Raw genomic sequence first — 21,473 nt, forward strand, 5'->3', positions numbered from 1 at the left:
ATATCTTAAATAAACATGGACTAAAATATTTAATTTGATGAATTCATCATTAGAAATTCAAAACAATAGATCTTTCCCAATATTAATTGGGCTAAATTATCTGGCGCTACTTATAATCGCTTTATTGTGGACCAATAAAAATTTAGTTGAACCCAACATAATTCTAAGGATTTTATTTACAATATTATTTGCACTACCTTTGTTCAAATATCCTCATTTAGCTCCAGCTATTGTAACTATTTTTGTATCAATTCGACTTTTTTCTGTTGCTCCTTTTGGCTATTTACCTTCTGCGCCATTATTTTATTTCATTTTGGGTTTAGCAATTTTTATTTTCCATCCAAAAAATTTAAAAGAGATTGATAATGAAAAAATTAGATTCTTAATTCTGTTGCCAATTATTTTATTTTCAAATGCAGTTAATTTCAATTTGAAATATGATTTTATTGTCTATTTATGCCTGATATATATAATGGGTCATTTTATTAAGACGAAAGCTCATGTAAAATTAATTGAAATAGGTTTCGTAATTGTAACATTCAGTTTATCAGTTTATGCACTTGTTTTTTTGAATGAATTTGCTGTAGAGATTTACGGATCTAACTTTAATCGAGTGTATTGGACTGACCCAAATTACCTGGGAAGTGTAATAGCTATTGGAATAGTTATATCATTTTATTATATTATCAATAATGAATTCAAAAAGTATTTTTACAGAATATTTGTGATATCAACCTTTGTATTGGGCATAATTACTCTAGGACTATTGGCTTCGAGAGGTGCTTTTATTGCTATAATATTGCCCTTGATTTACATTATCTTCACTAAAAACAAATCCATTCATAAATTAGCTATTTATTTAGTATTGGGTGCTATTTTCATTTATATAATTAGTTTATCAAACATCTTTGGTGGTTTAATCGACCGATTTAATGATGATTCAATTTCAAGTGGTTCAGGAAGAATATTTATTTGGGAAAAGTCTTTATCTAGTTTTTCCAATTCCGATCCTTTTACCATATTTTTTGGAGGAGGTACCGATTATTCAAATGAACTTACTGGTAAATCAATTGGTAGAAAAATATTTTCACCACATAATAATTTCCTGGCAATTCTTTATGATTATGGCATTATAGGGTTAATCTCATTTTTGTTTATTTTTTATAAACTAGTAAAAGAGAAATTAGCAGATAGCATGGCAATTGCATTAATCATGCTTTTGGGTGTAGTTTCTTTAACACTTGTACCGCTAATGTATCTGCCATTCTGGCTATTAATACTAACAATAAGTAAGCGACCAAATACATGACGAACTTAAAAATTTCAATTAAAGGAACTTATCTTCCGGCAATCGGAGGTATTTCAACACATCTTTCACGTTTGGCACGCAAACTAAATGCTGAAGAAATACTTCACTACGTTTATAGTACAAATTCTTTAAATGGATATCATGATGAAAATATAAAATTGATTGACGTGTCTTATATTAAGCTTAGGTATGGTGTTTTTAAAAGTCTTTTATGGGTTTTTAGACATGGGATAACAGATCATTCAAAATGTTTTCATTTTCATGGACATCCAATATGGGAATCGCCAACATTATTTTTGATGCTATTATTTAAAAAAAACATTGTTTATACCATTCATGATCAGATGATGCTGGCCGAAATTGATAATCTTCCTAAATCCTTAGTGCTTCTATTCAAAAATATTATAAAGAACAAATGTATTTATTGGATCGCTGTAAACGTTAATATACAGGAACAATTAATTAAGTTAGAGCCTAATGTTAAAAATATATCTGTCATTCCAGCATTTATTCCTGCAATTTCAACTAACGAACCATTAAACCATGAGATTGAGATCTTTCTAAAATCAAAATCTCATACTATTTCTATTTATGCTCATTCAACCAGATTATTTGAAGGAAAAGATTTATATGGAATCGACCTGGCAATAAAATCTTTAGCTAAAGTAAGGGAAACTTTCCCTAAAGTTGGTTTAGTTATTTCAATTCCGGGAGATATTATTGATGATCAAATAAATAAATATCAAAAATTAATATTTAATCTTCAACTTACTGACAATGTTTTACTAATGTTTCAGCCTGTTAATAATCCAATGAATCTATGGAAGAGAAGTAATATAGTACTTCGACCCACTTTGACCGATGGTGATTCATTGGTTGTTAGAGAGGCATTATCACAAAATACGCATTTAATTGCGAGCGATGTAGTTTCCAGACCGGAAGGTACAATTTTGTTTAAATCTGAAGATATAAATGACCTTTATTTAAAAATAGTAGAAACATTGAATACAAATGAGTCTAAAGCAACTAATATCAGTTCTCCAGATAATTATGAATTAATAAAATCTGTTTATAATAGCTTTGATAAATAACTTAGTTAAAAGTCAATTATGATTTCTTCCTGTTCTTTTATTTCGCCTTTTGTAAAGCTGCCTTTATGAATCATCAAACCATTTTTTCGGCACCGGGGTTATTCTGATTAGATAATGCTTAACAATAACAAAAAAAATGAAATTTACTTCCATTATAAAAGCTACATTTCGCATAAATAGATGGCATTTTTATATAGCCGATCTTTATTTGAATTTTATTCAGCCATCTGTTTGGAGGAAGAGGAATATTACTATTGGGAAAGATAATAATTGGTCAGGATTTCCTATAATAACGATTGTAAAAGGGGCTACAATTGAAATTGGAAATAATTGTAGGGTGATCTCAAGAACAGAACAAACGGCACTTGGCGTAAGTCATAAAACGATAATTCGTGCTCTTACCCAGTATGCAAGAATAAAAGTTGGAGATAATGTTCGAATGAGTGGCACAACTATTTGTTCCGCAAAAAATATTGTCATCGGTAATAGATGTGTGATAGGTGCTGATGTGATAATTGCCGATACAGATTTTCATTCACTTGATCCTATAATACGCAGTTCACAAGAGGATAGCACAATGGCAAAATCTAAACCGGTAAACATTGGTAATGATGTATTTATTGGAGGGCGATCAATCATATTAAAAGGTGTAACATTAGGTGATAATGTTATTGTTGGAGCGGGAAGTGTTGTTACTAAAAGTTTTCCGGCTGGATCAATTATTGGTGGAAATCCGGCGATGTTAATCAAAACAATAAAATAATGAAGGATATAGCTGTATTAATTACATGTCACAACCGAAAAGAAAAAACGCTTTCTTGCCTAAAATATCTATTTATTGCCTATGATCATTATACGCATAAGAATACAAAATCTATTGACATCAGTTTAAAGGTATATCTGACAGATGATGGTTGTACAGATGGCACTGCTGATAGTGTTAGAATACAATTTACCGACAGAGAAATACATATTCTTCAAGGAGATGGGAATCTATATTGGGCAGGAGGTATGCGACTGGCATGGAGAAAAGCATTAAAAGGCAATTATGATTTTTACTTGCTTTTAAATGACGACACCATTGTTGTTGAGGATGTGTTTGAGAAGTTATTTGAAGCCCATGCATATAGTATTAAAACCTATGAAAAAGATGGAATTTATTCAGGTTGTACAAGTGCAGGAAATAATCCTCAAAAAATAACTTATGGAGGAGATGTTTGGGTAAATCAGTTTTTTGCTACAAAAAAAAGATTATCACCTAACGGAGAACCTCAATTAGTCGATATGGCAAATGCTAATATACTTCTGATATCCAAAAGTGTAATTGAACGAATTGGTATTTTCTGTGATAAATATACACATGGAATGGCTGATTTTGATTACACAATCCAGGCAAGAAAAAAAGGTATTCCAGTTTTAATAGCTTCTGATACATGCGGAATATGTGATAAGGATCATTCATTCAGCTACCAGGAATTTGCCAAACTTAATTATTCAAAAAGAAAAAAATATTTAAATTCCCCCAAAGGTTCAGCAAAAAATTATCTCTTATTTATGAAAAGAAATGTTATCCATCGATATCCACTGGTTTATTTTGGATATATATCCAAGTTGTTTTTCCCTAAAATGTATTTATGGTTATCCAAAAAAAGATATTTATAACTACCTATTATTTGATCAAGGAAATATTCAATAAATTTTTAGATTTTTTAATGTAATGAATTCTACCTGCTTAATTTTCAAATATGCACCTTCATAACGGATGTCTATTTGTAAGCTTCTTGAAAATGAATTGCATTGCAATTTTTATTTTACAAGCTGCATATATTTTAACTGATTTAAATAAGCATATATACTCAATAACGCCCCTAACTACCTCGACGTATTTTTCAAAGAACTCGGTAAATGGGTAGATTTAACCGTAGTTTCATTTAGCGGTGCCAGGGGCTGGTTTAATTTATAGGAAGAATGAAAATAGTTTTATTACGCGCATTGCACGCAGAAGAATTCTTTCGCTTGCCGAAGGCGTATTGATATATTCCGATTTGGTGAAAGAGAAACTATCAACCGAAATTTCTAAACCCATTATATCTTTTAATAACACTTCGTTTACTGAAAATGACATTCAAATATTACCATTCAACTTTGATAATGATGAATTAAATCTGATTTGGGTAGGCAGGTATCAAAAACGAAAAAAATGAACGCCTCATAAACCTGACTCGAAGAAATTCTAAAGTAAATATTCGATTAATTGGGCCTAAAATAAAAAACAATATACAATTAAATGAATTTAATATTTCAAATTTGGTATATCCATAATTATCCATTCATTATGTAATTAGTCTGGTTAAACCCTCCTTTCCTTTCGGGCAAGGTAGAGTTAGCTTTTTACCATTTTTAATGTTTGGTTTTGCTTTAGCTTAGCCCGGCAAAATGAATATACTTTATAATTATACATTTATGATTGCAATAATCCAGCCATTTATTCCACACTATCGAGATGAATTCTTTAAGGGTTTAGTTTCAGAATTACCTGTTGAAATTTTTACCTTGGTGAACAATACAAAAGTTGAAAGTCGTGGATATAAAAAATCCAGATTAAATACAAAACATTTAAAGAATTTTAGTATTGGTCCTATTCATATATATAATTTTTTTCCTCTGCTATCAAAAAAGATTAACACTATAGTTTTAATGGGAAGTGTAAAACATCTTTCAACCTGGATTATTTTGATTTTAAATTTCGCTTTCAAAAAAAAAATAATACTGTGGGGTCATGGTATTTCAAATGAAAAATATTCGAAAGAAAGCTTAAAACAACCTTGGTTAAGGAAATTAATGTACAAAATGGCCAATTACTCCTGGTTCTATACTGAAAACGAACTTAAAATATGGCAAAATCAAATTCCAAATTTGCGAGGAACTGCATTAAATAATACAATATCGGATATAGATAAAATTATTTCCAAACCTTTTCCAGATTCGACTGTAAAAAAATCGTTTAAAGAAAAATATAAAATAAAAACCGGAATCAATCTGATAATATGTGTTAGATTTTCCAATCCAAATAGAAAGGCTGAATTATTAGTGGAACTTATGCAGATTCTCGATACAAATATTTATGGACTTATTGTAATTGGCGATGGACCATTAAAACCAGATTTTAATGGCATTAAAAATATATACGACTTTGGAGCAATCTATGATTTCTCGGTTAAATCAGAACTGTTTTCCATAGCTGATTTATACTTACAACCAGCATGGAATGGTTTATCAATCGTTGAAGCTCTCGCTCACGGTTTACCTGTTTGCACTTTAAAAAGAAGTGATCATACTCATCAAGGTGTTGAATACAATTACTTAACAGAAGGTTTGAATGCTATTTTAGGAAAGAATATTAAAGAGTTAGCTCAAAAAATATCAGAAATTGATATTAAAGAATATGAAAAAATGAGAAAATCAACAAAAAATTTCGCTAAAAATAATTTATCAATGAAAAATATGATTGAAAAAGCGATATTAACTCTTAAGGAATAGCCGGTGATGAAAATTTTAGTAAATACATCAAATCTCAAGAAAGGAGGTGGCCTTCAAGTAGCTCATTCCTTTTTAAACGAAATAAAATCAAATACTGAACACATTTTTCATATCGTCTTATCATTAGCTTTAAGAGAACAAATTAACCCGCAAGATTATCCTGAGAATTTTACTTTTTATAACTACTCCATCAATCCAACTCTTTTAAAAGCTATTGCTGGCAGAGATTCATTTTTAAATTCTCTGGAGGAAAAAATTCAACCCGATAAGGTTTTTTCAGTTTTTGGACCAACCTATTGGCGTCCCAAAAGGATTCATGTTACCGGCTTTGCCAAGGCTCAATATTTATATAAAAATTCTCCTTTTTTTGATTTGCTATCAACAAAAGATAGGATTAAGTTAAAAATTAAACAGGTATTACATCTGAATAATTTCAATAAATGCAGTGATGTATTAATCACAGAATCCGAAGATGTAACAAAGCAATTGCAGAAAATTTTTCTAAATAAAAAAATTCATACTGTAACTAATTATTACAATCAGATGTTTGATATGCCGGATTATTGGGATAATTCAATAAAATTGCCTGAATTTAATGGTTTAACAATATTGACTGTTTCTGCAAATTACCCTCATAAAAATCTTTCTATCATTCCACAAGTAATTTCCTATTTAAAAGAAAATCATCCTAAGTTTCGTTTTCGATTTATTTTAACTATAAATGGTGGCGATATAGCTTATGATGATTCACAAAAAGAAAATATTGTTTTTTTGGGTAAAATAAATATTACTCAATGTCCTTTTGTGTATAAACAATCTGATTTTATGTTTTTACCAACTTTGCTGGAATGTTTTTCAGCGTCCTATGCAGAAGCTATGAGAATGGAGACTCCAATTTTGACCTCTGATTTATCATTTGCCCATGGCTTGTGCGGTAATTCAGCTATTTACTTTAATCCGCTTTCTCCCAGTGATATTGGAGAAAAAATAGTAAAATTGGCAAAAAGTGAAGATAAACAGACAAAGCTTGTTGAAAACGGGAAACAGCAACTAAAAAAGTTCGATAACTCAACTGTTAGAGCATTGAAATACTTAAAAATAATGGAAGAATTAAAAACATGAAACAAATTATCCAATCCTTTAAAACCGGTGAAACCCTATTGGAAGAGGTTCCGGCTCCGGTGGTACAACCGGGTACTGTTTTAATTAAAACTACCCGCAGCCTGGTGTCTTTGGGTACCGAGCGTATGCTGGTGGAGTTTGGTAAAGCAAGCCTGCTAGCCAAGGCCAGGCAGCAACCGGATAAAGTAAAACAGGTACTCGATAAAATGAAAACCGACGGTATAGTGCCAACATTGGAGGCCGTATTTAATAAACTCGGCGAACCACTGCCGCTGGGTTATTGCAATGTGGGAGAGGTATTGGCGGTTGGTGAAGGGGTTAGTGAGTTTAAAAAAGGAGATCGTGTGGCTTCCAACGGGAAACATGCCGAATTTGTATGTGTACCAAAAAACCTGGTGGCCAAAGTCCCCGCAAATGTAAATGATGAAGAAGCTGCTTTTACCGTTATTGGTTCCATTGGCCTGCAGGGAATGCGTTTGTGCAATCCAACTTTTGGGGAAACCATCGTGGTTACTGGTCTGGGACTTATTGGCTTGTTAACTGCACAAATGCTTTTGGCCAACGGTTGCCGTGTAATCGGAATAGATGTTGATGCAACAAAGCTTAAAATCGCACAAGAGTGGGGCATTCAAACTATTAATCCTGCTAAAGGCGATGATCCTGTAAAAACCGTATTACACTATACCAATAACATAGGTGCGGATGGAGTAGTTATTACTGCCTCAACTCAAAATAATGATGTAATAGCACAGGCAGCACAAATGAGTCGCAAACGCGGGCGTATTGTGTTGGTTGGCGTCATTGGCCTGGATATCAGCCGTGCCGATTTTTACGAAAAGGAACTCTCTTTCCAGGTTTCCTGCTCCTATGGGCCAGGCCGCTACGACGATAACTACGAGGAAAAGGGACAGGATTATCCCATCGGGTTTGTACGCTGGACCGAAAAACGAAATTTTGAAGCCATTCTGAATGCTATTTCTTCCGGGCAAATAAATGTAAAACCATTGATTACCGAAGTCGTCGATTTGGAAGACTATTTAAAGATTTATGGCAATATGCGCAACTCTGGCGTTATTGCTTCAATTTTAAAATATACTGCAGAAAAAACATCTTATAGCAATACCATAAAAGTTTCGGAAAATAAAAATTCAGGAAAAACCAATGGAATAGCCATTGTTGGTGCTGGTAACTTTACTAAAATGACGATGCTTCCGGCATTTAAGGCCATCCCGGCCAACATAACCCACATTGTCAGTTCGGGTGGCGTTTCAGGTACTTCCCTTGCAAAAAAGTACGGCATTGCGAACAGTTCCACTGATTTTGAAGAGGTTTTGAAAAATGAAGGCATTAATACTGTTGTTATTACAACCCGCCACAATTTGCATGCTTTAATGACCATTGATGCGCTGAAAGCCGGGAAAAATGTTTTTGTGGAAAAACCCCTGGCTTTAAATTCAGAGGAGCTGGAGGAAATTAAATCAGTCTTTAAAAACAGTGACAATACAATTTCTGTTGGTTTTAACCGTCGGTTCTCCCCTTATTCGGTAAAAATAAAATCCCTCATTGGCGAAAGCGGTGCGCCTATTCATGTGATTGCCACGATGAACGCCGGGTTGATTCCTCCCAATATTTGGGTACATGACTTGAAAGTGGGTGGTGGCCGCATTATTGGCGAAGCCTGTCATTTTATAGATCTGATTACATTCCTGACAGGCAGTAAGGTAGTATCCGTTTGTATGAATGCGCTGGGAACACAACCCGAAGAAAACACGGACAATGCCACAATTCTGTTGAAATATGAAAACGGCTCCAACGGCGTTATCAATTATTTCGCTAATGGCAGCAAGTCGTACGATAAGGAGCGGGTGGAAGTGTACTCGCAGGAACGAACACTTGTGCTCGAAAACTGGCGCAAGCTGAAAGGGTACGGATTTAAAGGTTTCTCTAAAATGAAATCAAAAATGGACAAAGGCCATAAGGCGCAGTTTAGTTTACTATCAGAACAGATAAATAATGGCGGCCCGGCTCTCATTCCGTTCGATGAAATAGTGAACACCACCAAAGCCAGTTTTGCGGCCATACAGAGTTTAAAGGAAGGGGGATGGGTGGAAGTTTAGGCGCGAATTTGGTACAGATTGCTTCTCCCGATATCGCTTTGCTTATCGGGATAGCAATGACCGCCCCGAACGAACCAATCTGTCCGCACCCGCTCCAACCAGTATTATAAAGTAAAACAATAAAAACATAAATACAATATGAAAATCGACCTCATCGCCGGCGCACGGCCCAACTTTATGAAGATAGCGCCTATAATTGAGGCTATTAAAAAAGCACAAAACAAGGGTAAAAGTATTAGTTTTAGATTAATACATACCGGTCAGCACTATGACAGAAATATGAGCGGTAATTTTTTTGAGCAACTGGGAATTCCCGAACCCGATGTAAACCTTGGTGCAGGAGGCGGTACACAAGCCGAACAAACCGCAGCTATTATGATTGGATATGAAAAATTACTCCTTGAGGAAAAATCAGATTTATGCCTCGTAGTTGGCGACGTAACCTCAACAATGGCCTGTGCCATAACCGCACAAAAGCTGCATGTAAAAGTGGCGCATGTGGAAGGAGGAATTCGCTCAGGGGACTGGTCCATGCCAGAAGAGATAAACCGAATGGTGACTGACAGCATTACTAATTATTTTTTTACAACTACCAATACTGCCGACGAAAATCTATTGAAATCAGGTATTTCTAAGGATTGTATTTTCAGGGTAGGCAATACCATGATTGACACTTTAATTAAACAACGCCCAAGGTTTCAAAAGCCTCCGGTTTGGAATAATTTAAAACTGGGAAAGGGCAATTACATGGTAATGACGCTACACCGTCCCGCCAATGTGGACGAAGAATCGAAACTGAAGGAATTGCTCGATGAAATAATACTTCATTCAAATGGTTTACCTTTGGTATTTCCGGTGCATCCCCGCACGTCCAAAATATTGAATGGCTTGGGCATTGCACATCCACGATTACACATGATTGAGCCTCTGGGATATTTGGAATTTAATTATCTGGTGGAAAACAGTAAAGCGGTTATTACTGATTCAGGGGGAATTACCGAAGAAACAACAGTTATGGGAATTCCCTGTATAACGCTGCGCGATAATACCGAGCGACCGGAAACAATAACTATAGGTACAAATGAACTTATTGGAACAGATCCTGACGCAATTAAACCTGCAATGGAGAAGCTTTTTGCCGGAAAATGGAAAGAAGGCAGTATTCCCGAATTATGGGATGGACATACCGCGGAGCGAATTGTGGACATTTTATTAGATATTTTTAATTAACCAAAACGTACATAAAAAAGATACAGCGGTTAAAGTATGGTTATTCCTAACTTTTACAAACGGCAATATCATAATGAAAAAACTCTTTCTTTACGTATCCACCATTCTTAAACTCGGCATCTCTAACGTTGCCTATGTTGCCTGGTATCGGCTTACTTTAAAAACCGGGTTGCGCAAGCTTTGGTTTAAGCAGAAAAAATTCAAATCCAAATCGGCATTTTTTTCTGAAACAACATTGAAATCTGATTATCCCGAAGAATGGAAAGCACAACTATTGGAAGATGCAAATAAAATAATTCAAGGAGAAATAAGGTATTACGCCTTTCATTGGAAAGTAATTGGAAATCCACCAAACTGGTTTATAAATCCTTTTAACGGTAAAGAATACCCAAATGTTAGCAAACATTGGACAAAACTCGGGGATTTTAACCCGATGGTGGGTGATATAAAAAGCGTATGGGAAGCCAGTCGTTTTGAATGGGTTGTTACACTTTCGCGGGCATATGCTGTAACAGGTGATAAAAAATATCTTAACACCCTTAATTTATGGCTGTCTGATTGGGTAGTAAAGAATCCATTTAATACTGGTCCAAACTGGAAATGTGGACAGGAAGCTAGCATCCGGGTATTTAATTTGTTCAATGCTGCTTATATATTAAATCAATATGTTCATCCATCGGAATCATTAATAGAGTTTGTTTATTCTTCTATGCAGCGCATTAGTAAAAACATTCTGTATGCTATTGCGCAGGACAATAATCATGGAACCAGTGAGGCAGCAGCTCTTTTTATGGGTGGTTTGTGGCTGCAAAAAGTAAACCCGGATAAATACCCTAAAGCAGAAAAATTTGCCCTAAAAGGTCGCTATTGGCTGGAAAACCGGGCCAATAAACTGATTTCTGATAGCGGCAGCTTTTCCCAGCACTCTGTTACTTATCACCGGATATTGCTGGATACACTCTGTTATGTAGAATTCTGGAGAAAAATCCTGGAGGGCAAAATATTTTCGCCCCGTTTTTATAGGAAAACAAAAGATGCCGTAAACTGGTTGTACAAACTCACGGATACCATTTCGGGCAATGCCCCCAATTTGGGATCCAATGATGGCGCAATGTTTCTTAATACCCACTCTTGCCATTACCGCAATTTCAGGCCAACATTACAATTGGCTGCCATCCTTTTTTACGATACCTTCTGGTTTAATTTTGGCAAACACAACGAAGTATTATACTGGTTCAACATGAAGTTTATTGAGGTAAAGGAGGCTCCGATTAAAAACAATTTTTCAGCAAATGGTTTTGCAATCCTACATGGAGATAATACCTGGACATTAATCCGCTGGCCCTGGTTCCGGTTTCGTCCTTCACACAATGACGTCATGCACGTGGACATATGGCACAATGGTAAAAATATTATTTGCGATTCCGGCTCCTATTCCTACAACCCGGAAAAAGAATGTGATTTCAATCTAGGTTCAGTTCATTCTCACAATACATTGAGTTTCGACGACCGGGAACAGATGCCTGCGATCAGTCGCTTCCTTGCGGGGAACTGGTTAAAACCGGAAACTGCTGTTTTGGAAACGCTTGAAAAAACAAATGCTTCGAAATGGACAGGAAGTTATAAAGATTCTTTTGGTAACCGGCATAAACGCTCAGTTGAAATTACGGATAATAAATGGATAATCGTGGATACCCTTTCCGGAAGTTTTAATAAAGTTTTGGCAGGATATACTCTGAACACAAGTGAATGGAAATTGATGGATGGAAAAATACTAACTCCTTTTTTTGATATAGAATTACCGGTTGATACTACTGCTCAACTAAAAGATACTTTTGTTTCGGATCATTACCAGGAAAAGCACAGCTTGAAAAGGATTGAAATTGCAATTAATAAACCAGGAATTTATACTACTTGTATAAATCTAAAAGATTAATTAACGGATAAATAATCATATGAAAATACTTTACTTCCATCAAAATTTTACTCTTCCTACTCAGGCAGGTGGAACCCGTTCTTATGAAATGGCCCGGAAATTATTGGAACGAGGCCATGAGGTTATTATGGTAAGCGGCGGAAAAGAAAAAATTAATTTCAAGCCAACCAATATTTCCGGTGTGTCGAGAGGTTTTTTTGATGGGATTGATGTCATTCAAATTGAGGCGCCCTATTCCAATAAAGATGGAATTGCAAAAAGAACAATGATTTTTCTAAAGTTTGCATATAGGGGAATACAAATTGCTTTAAAAGAAGATTATGATTTGCTTTTTGCCACATCGACGCCTTTGACAGCAGGTATTCCAGGCATATTTTCTAAATGGTTCAGAAAAAGAAAATTTATCTTTGAAGTAAGAGACTTATGGCCGGAACTGCCCAAAGCATTGGGAATGAAAAATCCTTTTTTATTATGGGGTATGAGCCTGCTCGAATGGTTAAGCTACCGGAAAGCGGATGCCTGTATTGGCCTGTCACCGGGTATTTGCGAAGGTATTGCCAAAAGGAGTTCAAAAAATAAACGAATTACACTCGTGCCAAATGGGTGCGATTTGGATATTTTTCAACCAGGAAAAAGGAGAGATTTAAAACTACCGGGAATAAAACCCAATGACACAGTAGCTGTTTTCACTGGCGCACACGGCGTGGCAAATGGGTTGGATGCAGTTTTAGATGCTGCATCGGAACTAAAAAACAGAAAACGGACAGATATTGTCTTTGTTTTTATTGGTGATGGAAAGATGAAACCTGCTTTAATGGAAAGAGCTGAAAAAGAAGGGCTTGCTAACTGTCGTTTTTTCGATTCTGTGCCCAAAACAGAATTAAACAAAATAGTTTCAAGTGCTGATATTGGATTGATGATACTTGCCAATGTGCCTGCATTCTACTATGGTACTTCCCCAAATAAATTCTTTGATTATCTGTCTTCAGGCCTGCCTGTATTAAATAATTACCCGGGTTGGCTGGCTGATTTGATCCGGGAAAATCACTGTGGGGTTGTAACTGAACCGGATGATGCAAAATCATTTGCAGAAGGATTAATCTTCCTTGCCGATAATCCGGAACAAAGAAAAAAATTTGGATTAAATGCCCGAAAACTGGCTGAAAATTCATTTACAAGAAATGACCTGGCAAACAAATTTGTTGATTTTATTGAAAGTGTTTATGATGTCAAAACATCCAAGTAAAAAAATGTTATAAAATGGATGATTGAAAAATCAGCTCACTTTAACAACAAATTTTAGTTTTAAGGTGAAAATAACACAATTAAAAAAAATACCATCATCCAAATCATGTATAAAAAAATTTTTAAACGTTTTTTTGACTTTCTGATTGCCTTTACCGGGATCATCGTCATCAGCCCGTTGTTTATCCTCCTCACCTTCTTTTTATCTGTTGCCAATCAGGGGCAGGCGTATTTTTTACCCAAAAAAGCTGGAGAAAAATGAAAAAATACGTTTTCAATCTTGTTGAAAGTGTTTAAAAGTGAAAGTATAAGTCAGGAAAATGGGAGCTTTTAATAAGGAAGTAGCTCATTTAATAAATCATAAATATGGAGTATGGGACATATAATATTGGTATTACATGTATTGGCAGCGGCATTGGTCAATCCATAATAAATTCATTAAAATTATCAAGATTACCTTTTAAAACATTTGGAATAGGCGATAATCCTTTTGCGTATGGATCGTATGACTGTGACTACCAAATACGTACAAAAAAAATCCATGACGATAATTATATTGCTAGTATAATAGATATATGTAAAAGGAATAAAATTGATTTGGTTATCCCAGCCCTCGATGACGAATTACAATTATTCTCCAAAAACACAAAAAATTTTCAAAAAGCAGGAATTAAAACGATTATTTCAGGAACTGAATTTATAGCTGCTTGCCGCGATAAAGAGCGTATGAATACTGAATTTGGCAGTATTGCAAATGTTTTTGTTAAAAATTATAATAAACAAACTATTGAGGAGGCTGTAAGGACAGAAAAATTAAAATTCCCAATTATTGCCAAACCGCGTGGTGGTTCCGGATCTCAAGGTATTGAAATTATAAATTCAGAAGATGACTTGTATAAAATACCGGAAAATTCTATTTTACAGGAACTCGCAATACCTGGGAAAGATGATCCAAATTATGATTTTTATTTGTCGCAGATTGGGGAAAAAATAAACCCTCAGGTGTCTGAGGTCTCTATACAGCTGGTATACTCCAATTTGGGAAAATTATTAGGCCGAATGTCCACTTATAATAAATTAAAAGATGGAATTCCAATTGAAATTGTTTCATACGAAAATAAATATATTTGGAGTATTGTCGATAAACTTACACCTGCCTTTTTGAAAATGGGATTAAAAGGTCCGCTCAATATTCAGGGGAGGTTAACCGATAATGGATTTAAAATTTTTGAAATGAATCCGCGATTTACAGGGATTACCGGGCTGCGTGCATTAATGGGATTCAATGAGGTGGAATCGTGTGTAAAAGAATGGCTGGGTATCAACAGTGGAAAAAACCAATTAACTTTTAATTCCAATCGTTTTGGTACCAGGCAAGTGGCAGACAAAGTGATATCACTTGATAGAAATATTGAAATCCAAAAACTTTATAAAAAATTAAATAATGTCGGTTCGCTAAATAGAAAAACAGTACTTATCACCGGAGCCAGTGGTTATCTGGGGCAAAACTTAATCGATCAATTAATCCAACAAAATGAGTTTGATATTTGGGTGTTCGGTAGGGTAAAAAGCAAAACGGAAGGGTTATTCAAAGAGAAGGTTGAAAAAATTATTGATAGTGGTGATTTGCAAAATGGAAGAGTAAACCTCGGCAATGTAGATATTTTATTACATCTTGGTTTTAAACGGCCTCATGGAACCCACCAGCAAATAGCTGAAAGTTTAAAATTTACAAATGAACTTTTTACCATGGCAGTTAAAAGCCAAATCCCAGCCATCATTAATATTTCCAGTCAGAGTGTTTATGGATTAAAAAACGATCCTCCCTGGTCGGAAGAAAAAACACCCGTTGCCCCTCAAATGGTTTATGCACAGGCAAAATATGCAACTGAACTGATGCTTGAATCATTTGGCAAATTACAAAATACACTTAAATACAGCTCTATCAGGTTGGGAACTCTTGCAGGAGGAGCTAAGGGACTTATTGAGGTTGATCTTTATTCGAAATTTGCACGTCAGGCAATAGAAAGGAAACAAATTCAGCTTATAGGTGGCAGGCAAATTCTGGAACGCTTTGATATTCGCGATGCGGTGGACGCCATTATTACGATGCTTAAAACAAACCCGGAAGACTGGAAACCTGTATATAATTTAAGTTCCGGGCAAACATCAACATTATATGATATTGCAGTGAAAACGATTAATATTGCCTTTGCCTGTAATGGTGGGCTAAAATCTGAAATTCAGGTTGAAAATAAACAGGTGGATATGAAATTTGGTATGGACAGTTCTCTTTTCTTTAGTGACATGAAATGGAAACCTAAATATACCGTTGAAGATACGATTGAATCATTAATCAGGTATTTTCAAAATGAATAGATTAATCCGTGCAATAAATGACAAAACAATTTACTACTCTTCGAAACATGTACAAACAATTTTTCAAACGGTTCTTCGACTTTCTGATTGCCTTTACCGGGATCATCGTCATCAGCCCGCTGTTTATCCTCCTCATCCTCATTTTATCTGTTGCCAATCAGGGGGCAGGCGTATTTTTCACCCAAAAGCGGCCGGGAAAAAATGAAAAAATATTCCGTGTGGTGAAGTTTAAAACAATGACGGATGAGAAAGACAAAAACGGGAACCTGCTTCCGGAGTCTCAACGTTTAACCAAAACCGGACGCTTTATACGACAAACTTCCCTTGATGAGATACCCCAACTGATTAATGTACTGAAGGGAGATATGTCGTTGATTGGACCGCGCCCGTTGTTGATTGAATATTTGCCATTGTACAACAAACAACAGGCACGCCGGCATGAAGTTCGTCCCGGTATTACAGGTTGGGCTCAGGTAAACGGAAGGAATGCCATTTCGTGGGAACAAAAATTTACGTATGATGTTTGGTATGTAGATAATTTGTCATTCCTTTTAGATTTAAAAGTATTATTCTTAACATTATACAAAGTGATTAAAAGATCCGATATTTACATGAAAGATAATTTAATAATGGAAAAATTCAATGGTAAAAACTAAAAAAGCAATAATTGTTAGCGCTGGAACCTATGCGCAGGTTTATTCTGAGTATTTATCTGCAGAATACAAAATATTAGGTTACTTTGATGATGATAAAAAGTTAAAAGGAAATGTAATAAATGGAATAAAAGTATTAGGTCATTTGAATGAACTGGATAGTTTTATGGCAAATGATTTATCTATTTCCATTTTTGTTCCTTTAGGCGATAATGAAATGAGGTATCGATTGTTAAAAAAGTATAAAATGAAAGGATATTTAATCCCTTCATTTATAAGTAAAGATACCATAATACATGAATCAGTTAAAATAGGTGAAGCTGTATATATCTTACCTGGTACAAATATAATGCCGTTAACAACAATTGGAGATTATACGATGATTTCTATGGGTGTTAACATTGCTCATCATAATACAATTGGTAAAGCATGCTTTTTCAGTCTGGGGAATAATGTTGGTGCATCTATTGAAATTGGGCGCAACGTTTTTTTTGGAATAGCATCAACAATTATGACAGGGGTAAAAAAAATAGGAGATAATAGCCTTATAGGAGCTGGTGCAGTTATAATAAAAAATGTAAATGAAGGAGAAACTGTTGTCGGAAACCCGGGGCGAGTGATAAAAGTTGTCAAATAAACATATTGAATCAGTCATTAGAAGTTAAAAATTAAAAAGTTATTTGATGATTATATCAGTTAAAAGTTTTTTCACAGCTTAAAGCATTAATAAATCATCAAACCATTTATAAATCACAAATTGGTGCATGGTTCCATAACAAAAAAGTTTTTGGAATTGGTATGGGTTCGTTGGGACAGCAAAAAGCAAGTGCCCAAAGTACATTTTGTTGAACATCATCTTAGTCATGCTTTGGGAAGTTTTTTTTCTCCTTATTGTAAGCTTTAACCGAGGAAACATAAATGGAACGAATGCAGATTGAAAAGAATATCAGAAAAACACATTAAATGAGTAAGTTTTTAGTTATTAATGTTAACGATTCCAGGTGGAATGATATCGTTTTTAACGCTTTACAGTATGATTTTTATCATACACAATCGTATCATTTACTTGATAAAGAAAACGAAGCTGTATTGTTTGTTTATTATTTTGATGATAATTTTATAGCTATTCCATTGGTCATTCGTTCAATACCTGGCAGTGATTTGAAGGATTGCACTTCTGTTTACGGGTATTGCGGGCCGGTAAGTAATATTAAATTTAATGATTTACCCTCTGAAGCGATCAAACAGTTTAACAAAAGGTTGAATTCGTTTTTTATGGAAAGGAAAATAGTTTCTTCTTTTTCAAGACTACACCCGATGTTTCCGTTTCAGGAAATCATTTTTAAAGATTATGGTGAGGTAATTCCCATAAACAAGACCGTTGCAATAAATCTGAATCAATCTATTGACTTACAAAGGTCTGAGTACAATAAAACCACCAAATTGCACATCAACAGAGCTTTAAAAAATGGTATTTTAATAAGAAAAACATCAGCCTTTGAAGATTTGGAAAGTTTTATTGCTATTTATTATAAGAATATGCAACGTGTAAATGCAAATCCCAGTTACTACTTTTCACTTGATTATTTTCGTAATTTAATCAATGCAACCGACTTTAATTCAGTATTGTTTGTTGCCGAAGCGGATGATGAAATTATCGCTGGTGGTATTTTTACTATTTGTAATGGTATTATGCAATATCATCTTGGAGGAACCAAAAATGAGATGCTAAAATTCAGTCCGTTGAAATTATTAATTGATAGTGCCCGAATTTATGCGAATGAAATGGGATGCAATTATTGTCATCTTGGCGGTGGTTATAGTGGAGCAAATGACTCGCTATTAAAATTTAAAGCGGGTTTCTCAAAAGATTTTTTTGAGTTTAAAGTATGGCGAAAAATTATTAACCTGCATGCTTACAATGAACTAATTGCCAGTAAGTTTGGTGATAAAATTCCAAACGCTGATTATTTTCCGCTTTATAGATTTTAACTGAAATTATAAACTAAAATGATAATGGACAGGTTACTTTATTTTGGATATGTTGTTTTAACATATATTAAACACCGAAACAAACTATTTGAATTTAGCCGATGTTACAAACATAAATACAAGCGGCCTGCCTTTTATTTTCTGTTTCAGACTTACATGAGTTTCCTGAAATACAGCATGCATCCGATGGATTATTTTTATTTTGATGTGTACAAAAACGAGGTTTTCAATCCAAACGAATATGCCAATACCTTATTTATGTACCGTTTTCAAAAAAAGTTAAACAATAAAAAGTTTACTAAATATTTCTACAATAAATTGTTGTTTAACCAGAAGTTTCGATCGTTTAACAATCACGATTTTCTTAATATTAAAACAGTATCATTGCAACAACTGGAAAACTGGATCCTGAAAAAAAATCCAAATACACTGATTATCAAAAAAAATAATAGTGCAGGAGGATTTGGCGTTAAAAAAATAAATATTGAAATAACAAAAGAGGGAATTCGAATCAATAATCAGCCGTTGAATAAATACTTCAATTATTTGAAAAAATTTGATTTGCTTGAGGAATATGTGATACAGCATGAAGATATAATGAAACTAAATCCAAGTTGTTTAAATACAATAAGGATTGTTACAGTTCTCAACAGCAAAGGAACTATAGATATTATTGGAGCGGCAATCCGTTTGGGCGTAAATAATGACCTCGATAATGTTCATGCAGGTGGGATAGCGGTTAATGTGAATATAGAAACCGGATGTTTAAATGGAATCGGTTTTCGCCTCAATCCGTCCGAAAAAAAATACTTTGAATTCCATCCTGTAACCAACATTAAATTTGACGGTTATCAGTTACCTCATTGGGATTTATTGATTGAAACTGTAAAGAGAGCAGCCATGGTAATTCCAGAGGTTAGAACGGTTGGCTGGGATGTTGCAATTACCGAAAAAGGAATCAGTCTGATTGAAGGCAACCACAACTGGCATAAAACACTTATTGAGAAAGCGTTAAAAAAAGGCATTCGAAAAGACCTCGAAAAATACATATGACAAACTAAATTTACCCCGATTTTGATTTAAATCAAACATTTTACTTCTTAGTTATAGTAGGGAACGGAAAGGATGAACCACCCCGCCGCAGAGCAACGGGGAATTAACCTTTAGCGATTAGGATTTACATGACTCTGCCAATGTTGTAGGAAATACGTGGAGAGTTAATATATTTGTAAAATAATATACAGAAGGATTCACATTAAAAATAAAAAATCAAATATCCAAACAATGAAAAACTTAATTATAATTGGTGCAGGAGGAATGGGTCGTGAAATATCCCATCACGCAACATTGTGCAAAGGGTATAACACAGAATTTAAAATTAAAGGTTTTCTCGATGATGACAAAGATGCTTTGAATGGTTTTAAAGGATACCCCATTATTATTGACACAATACATCACTACATTCCTGAGCATGATGATGTTTTTGTTTGTTCCATGGGTGATGTTGTTAAAAAGAAAAGGAGTATAGATATTATTTTGGATAAAGGGGGGGAGTTTATAAATTTGATACATCCCGATGCATCAATTAGTAAAAATGTCAAAATGGGCAAAGGCTGTATCATACTTAAAAACGCTTTTATTGGTGTTGAATGTGAAATTCAGGATTACGCTTTGATTCAGGAATCAGCTATCATCGGGCATGATGTGAAGATTGGAAAATATTCAAGGGTTGATTGCCATGTTGTTTGTGTTGGTGGAATTGAGGTAAAAGATGAAGTAACGATTCATTCCAGCGCTGTAATTAATGATCGCGTTATTGTGGAGAAAGGAGCTGTTGTTGGTGCTTTAAGTTTTGTAATTCGCAGGGTAAAAGAAAATACCACTGTATTCGGAAATCCAGCGAAAAAACTCTAACCTGACATGAAAGCATTTATTTTTCCCGGGCAAGGAGTTCAAAAAGAAGGAATGGGAAAAGAATTGTATGACAGCTATCCGGTTGCAAGAGATTATTTTGAATATGCAAATGAATTAATGGGCAGACGCATCACAGATGTAATGTTTTCAGGATCAGAACTGGAACTCATGGAAACTAAAAATACCCAACCGTCCGTTTTTTTGTACAGCGTTATAATTGCATTAACTCAAAATAATATTTCACCGGATGTTGTAGCAGGGCATTCTTTGGGGGAATTTGCGGCATTGGTTGTAAATAAAACTTTATCATTTGCGGATGCCCTTTATATCGTTTCAAAAAGAGCTCTTATTGGTCAGGAAGTTTGTGAAAATCAAAAATCAGCAATGGGCGTTGTTATTGGTTTATCAGATCGTTACATAGAAAAAAGGATTGAAAAAATACACAATGAAACTGGCGAACCTGTATATATTGCAAACTATAACGGCCCTGGCCAGATTGTGATTACAGGATCGAAAAAAGGAGTGCGATTGGCATGCAAACAATTTAAAGCTGAAGGAGCAAAACGCGCAGTTCCATTACCAATTGCAGGCTCCTTTCATTCACCATATATGGCAGAAGCGCAAAAAGAACTTGGCGAAATAATTCGCAAAGTAAAGTTTAATGAACCGGTTATACCTATATATCAGTGTGTTGATGGTAAGCCTCATACGAACATAAATGAAATCAGAAATAATTTGATACGTCATATTACTCATCCGGTATTATGGACATCCATGGTTCATAATATGGTTTCAGATGGAGTTCGAAAGTTTTATGAAGCAGGTACTGATGATACACTTCAAAAAATTGTTTTGAGAATGTATCCTGAAAAAGAGGTCACCTCTTTATGGATGGCAAATGATTATCAGGAAATTATAAATAGCAGTTATAAAATAAACGAATAA

Annotated in this window: 17 protein-coding genes; all 17 read left to right on the top strand. The window is 34.6% G+C overall.

Annotated elements, in window-relative coordinates:
* Window positions 1-37 precede the first annotated feature (37 nt).
* The 17 genes from ACESMA_RS07020 (at window position 38) to fabD (ending at window position 21,473) form a co-directional block, all read left to right on the top strand.
* The gene (locus tag ACESMA_RS07020) at window positions 38-1,309 is read left to right on the top strand and encodes an O-antigen ligase family protein (protein WP_372948071.1); all 1,272 of its coding nucleotides are present in this window, start codon (window positions 38-40) and stop codon (window positions 1,307-1,309) included.
* Window positions 1,306-2,400, top strand: coding sequence for a hypothetical protein (locus ACESMA_RS07025; RefSeq protein ID WP_372948072.1), 1,095 nt, complete (start codon window positions 1,306-1,308; stop codon window positions 2,398-2,400). Before ACESMA_RS07020 ends, ACESMA_RS07025 begins: the two co-directional genes overlap by 4 nt.
* A 136-nt stretch (window positions 2,401-2,536) precedes the next feature.
* A complete protein-coding gene (locus tag ACESMA_RS07030; protein WP_372948073.1) occupies window positions 2,537-3,163 on the top strand; it encodes an acyltransferase in 627 nt (208 codons plus the stop codon).
* Window positions 3,163-4,062 carry a glycosyltransferase family 2 protein gene (locus tag ACESMA_RS07035; protein WP_372948074.1) on the top strand — a complete coding sequence of 300 codons (900 nt, stop codon included), beginning with the start codon at window positions 3,163-3,165 and terminating at the stop codon, window positions 4,060-4,062. The genes ACESMA_RS07030 and ACESMA_RS07035 overlap by 1 nt, the downstream gene beginning before the upstream one ends.
* Before the next feature lie 801 nt (window positions 4,063-4,863).
* Window positions 4,864-5,940, top strand: coding sequence for a glycosyltransferase (locus ACESMA_RS07040; RefSeq protein ID WP_372948075.1), 1,077 nt, complete (start codon window positions 4,864-4,866; stop codon window positions 5,938-5,940).
* A gap of 6 nt (window positions 5,941-5,946) precedes the next feature.
* Entirely contained in the window at window positions 5,947-7,062 is a 1,116-nt protein-coding gene (locus ACESMA_RS07045; RefSeq protein ID WP_372948076.1) for a glycosyltransferase, read from the top strand.
* Window positions 7,059-9,179: a bi-domain-containing oxidoreductase gene (locus ACESMA_RS07050; RefSeq protein WP_372948077.1), complete on the top strand. Its 2,121-nt coding sequence runs from the start codon at window positions 7,059-7,061 to the stop codon at window positions 9,177-9,179. The genes ACESMA_RS07045 and ACESMA_RS07050 overlap by 4 nt, the downstream gene beginning before the upstream one ends.
* Before the next feature lie 138 nt (window positions 9,180-9,317).
* A complete protein-coding gene (gene wecB, locus ACESMA_RS07055) occupies window positions 9,318-10,409 on the top strand; it encodes a non-hydrolyzing UDP-N-acetylglucosamine 2-epimerase (RefSeq protein WP_372948078.1) in 1,092 nt (363 codons plus the stop codon).
* A gap of 73 nt (window positions 10,410-10,482) precedes the next feature.
* Window positions 10,483-12,345, top strand: coding sequence for a heparinase II/III family protein (locus ACESMA_RS07060; RefSeq protein WP_372948080.1), 1,863 nt, complete (start codon window positions 10,483-10,485; stop codon window positions 12,343-12,345).
* Between the two features lie 19 nt (window positions 12,346-12,364).
* The gene (locus ACESMA_RS07065; protein ID WP_372948081.1) at window positions 12,365-13,591 is read left to right on the top strand and encodes a glycosyltransferase family 4 protein; all 1,227 of its coding nucleotides are present in this window, start codon (window positions 12,365-12,367) and stop codon (window positions 13,589-13,591) included.
* A 365-nt stretch (window positions 13,592-13,956) separates the two neighbouring features.
* Complete coding sequence (locus ACESMA_RS07070) at window positions 13,957-15,969, top strand: NAD-dependent epimerase/dehydratase family protein (protein WP_372948082.1); 2,013 nt, start codon at window positions 13,957-13,959, stop codon at window positions 15,967-15,969.
* 17 nt (window positions 15,970-15,986) lie between these two features.
* Entirely contained in the window at window positions 15,987-16,625 is a 639-nt protein-coding gene (locus ACESMA_RS07075; RefSeq protein ID WP_372948083.1) for a sugar transferase, read from the top strand.
* A complete protein-coding gene (locus tag ACESMA_RS07080; RefSeq protein WP_372948084.1) occupies window positions 16,612-17,259 on the top strand; it encodes an acetyltransferase in 648 nt (215 codons plus the stop codon). The genes ACESMA_RS07075 and ACESMA_RS07080 overlap by 14 nt, the downstream gene beginning before the upstream one ends.
* A 326-nt stretch (window positions 17,260-17,585) precedes the next feature.
* Window positions 17,586-18,614: a GNAT family N-acetyltransferase gene (locus tag ACESMA_RS07085; RefSeq protein ID WP_372948085.1), complete on the top strand. Its 1,029-nt coding sequence runs from the start codon at window positions 17,586-17,588 to the stop codon at window positions 18,612-18,614.
* Between the two features lie 24 nt (window positions 18,615-18,638).
* On the top strand, window positions 18,639-19,667 hold the full coding sequence (locus ACESMA_RS07090) for a sugar-transfer associated ATP-grasp domain-containing protein (protein WP_372948086.1): 1,029 nt from the start codon (window positions 18,639-18,641) through the stop codon (window positions 19,665-19,667).
* 231 nt (window positions 19,668-19,898) lie between these two features.
* Window positions 19,899-20,528, top strand: a complete 630-nt coding sequence (locus ACESMA_RS07095; protein WP_372948087.1) for a NeuD/PglB/VioB family sugar acetyltransferase — start codon at window positions 19,899-19,901, stop codon at window positions 20,526-20,528.
* A 6-nt stretch (window positions 20,529-20,534) separates the two neighbouring features.
* The gene (gene fabD / locus ACESMA_RS07100; RefSeq protein WP_372948088.1) at window positions 20,535-21,473 is read left to right on the top strand and encodes an ACP S-malonyltransferase; all 939 of its coding nucleotides are present in this window, start codon (window positions 20,535-20,537) and stop codon (window positions 21,471-21,473) included.

The sequence above is a fragment of the Mariniphaga sp. genome, assembly GCF_041687215.1.
Classification (GTDB): domain Bacteria; phylum Bacteroidota; class Bacteroidia; order Bacteroidales; family Prolixibacteraceae; genus Mariniphaga.

What these genes read in the sequence shown, in the direction of transcription:
- ACESMA_RS07020 (WP_372948071.1), top strand. Translation starts at nt 38, where the DNA reads ATGAATTCATCATTAGAAATTCAAAACAATAGATCTTTCCCAATATTA.
- ACESMA_RS07025 (WP_372948072.1), top strand. Translation starts at nt 1,306, where the DNA reads ATGACGAACTTAAAAATTTCAATTAAAGGAACTTATCTTCCGGCAATC.
- ACESMA_RS07030 (WP_372948073.1), top strand. Translation starts at nt 2,537, where the DNA reads ATGAAATTTACTTCCATTATAAAAGCTACATTTCGCATAAATAGATGG.
- ACESMA_RS07035 (WP_372948074.1), top strand. Translation starts at nt 3,163, where the DNA reads ATGAAGGATATAGCTGTATTAATTACATGTCACAACCGAAAAGAAAAA.
- ACESMA_RS07040 (WP_372948075.1), top strand. Translation starts at nt 4,864, where the DNA reads ATGATTGCAATAATCCAGCCATTTATTCCACACTATCGAGATGAATTC.
- ACESMA_RS07045 (WP_372948076.1), top strand. Translation starts at nt 5,947, where the DNA reads ATGAAAATTTTAGTAAATACATCAAATCTCAAGAAAGGAGGTGGCCTT.
- ACESMA_RS07050 (WP_372948077.1), top strand. Translation starts at nt 7,059, where the DNA reads ATGAAACAAATTATCCAATCCTTTAAAACCGGTGAAACCCTATTGGAA.
- wecB (WP_372948078.1), top strand. Translation starts at nt 9,318, where the DNA reads ATGAAAATCGACCTCATCGCCGGCGCACGGCCCAACTTTATGAAGATA.
- ACESMA_RS07060 (WP_372948080.1), top strand. Translation starts at nt 10,483, where the DNA reads ATGAAAAAACTCTTTCTTTACGTATCCACCATTCTTAAACTCGGCATC.
- ACESMA_RS07065 (WP_372948081.1), top strand. Translation starts at nt 12,365, where the DNA reads ATGAAAATACTTTACTTCCATCAAAATTTTACTCTTCCTACTCAGGCA.
- ACESMA_RS07070 (WP_372948082.1), top strand. Translation starts at nt 13,957, where the DNA reads ATGGAGTATGGGACATATAATATTGGTATTACATGTATTGGCAGCGGC.
- ACESMA_RS07075 (WP_372948083.1), top strand. Translation starts at nt 15,987, where the DNA reads ATGACAAAACAATTTACTACTCTTCGAAACATGTACAAACAATTTTTC.
- ACESMA_RS07080 (WP_372948084.1), top strand. Translation starts at nt 16,612, where the DNA reads ATGGTAAAAACTAAAAAAGCAATAATTGTTAGCGCTGGAACCTATGCG.
- ACESMA_RS07085 (WP_372948085.1), top strand. Translation starts at nt 17,586, where the DNA reads ATGAGTAAGTTTTTAGTTATTAATGTTAACGATTCCAGGTGGAATGAT.
- ACESMA_RS07090 (WP_372948086.1), top strand. Translation starts at nt 18,639, where the DNA reads ATGGACAGGTTACTTTATTTTGGATATGTTGTTTTAACATATATTAAA.
- ACESMA_RS07095 (WP_372948087.1), top strand. Translation starts at nt 19,899, where the DNA reads ATGAAAAACTTAATTATAATTGGTGCAGGAGGAATGGGTCGTGAAATA.
- fabD (WP_372948088.1), top strand. Translation starts at nt 20,535, where the DNA reads ATGAAAGCATTTATTTTTCCCGGGCAAGGAGTTCAAAAAGAAGGAATG.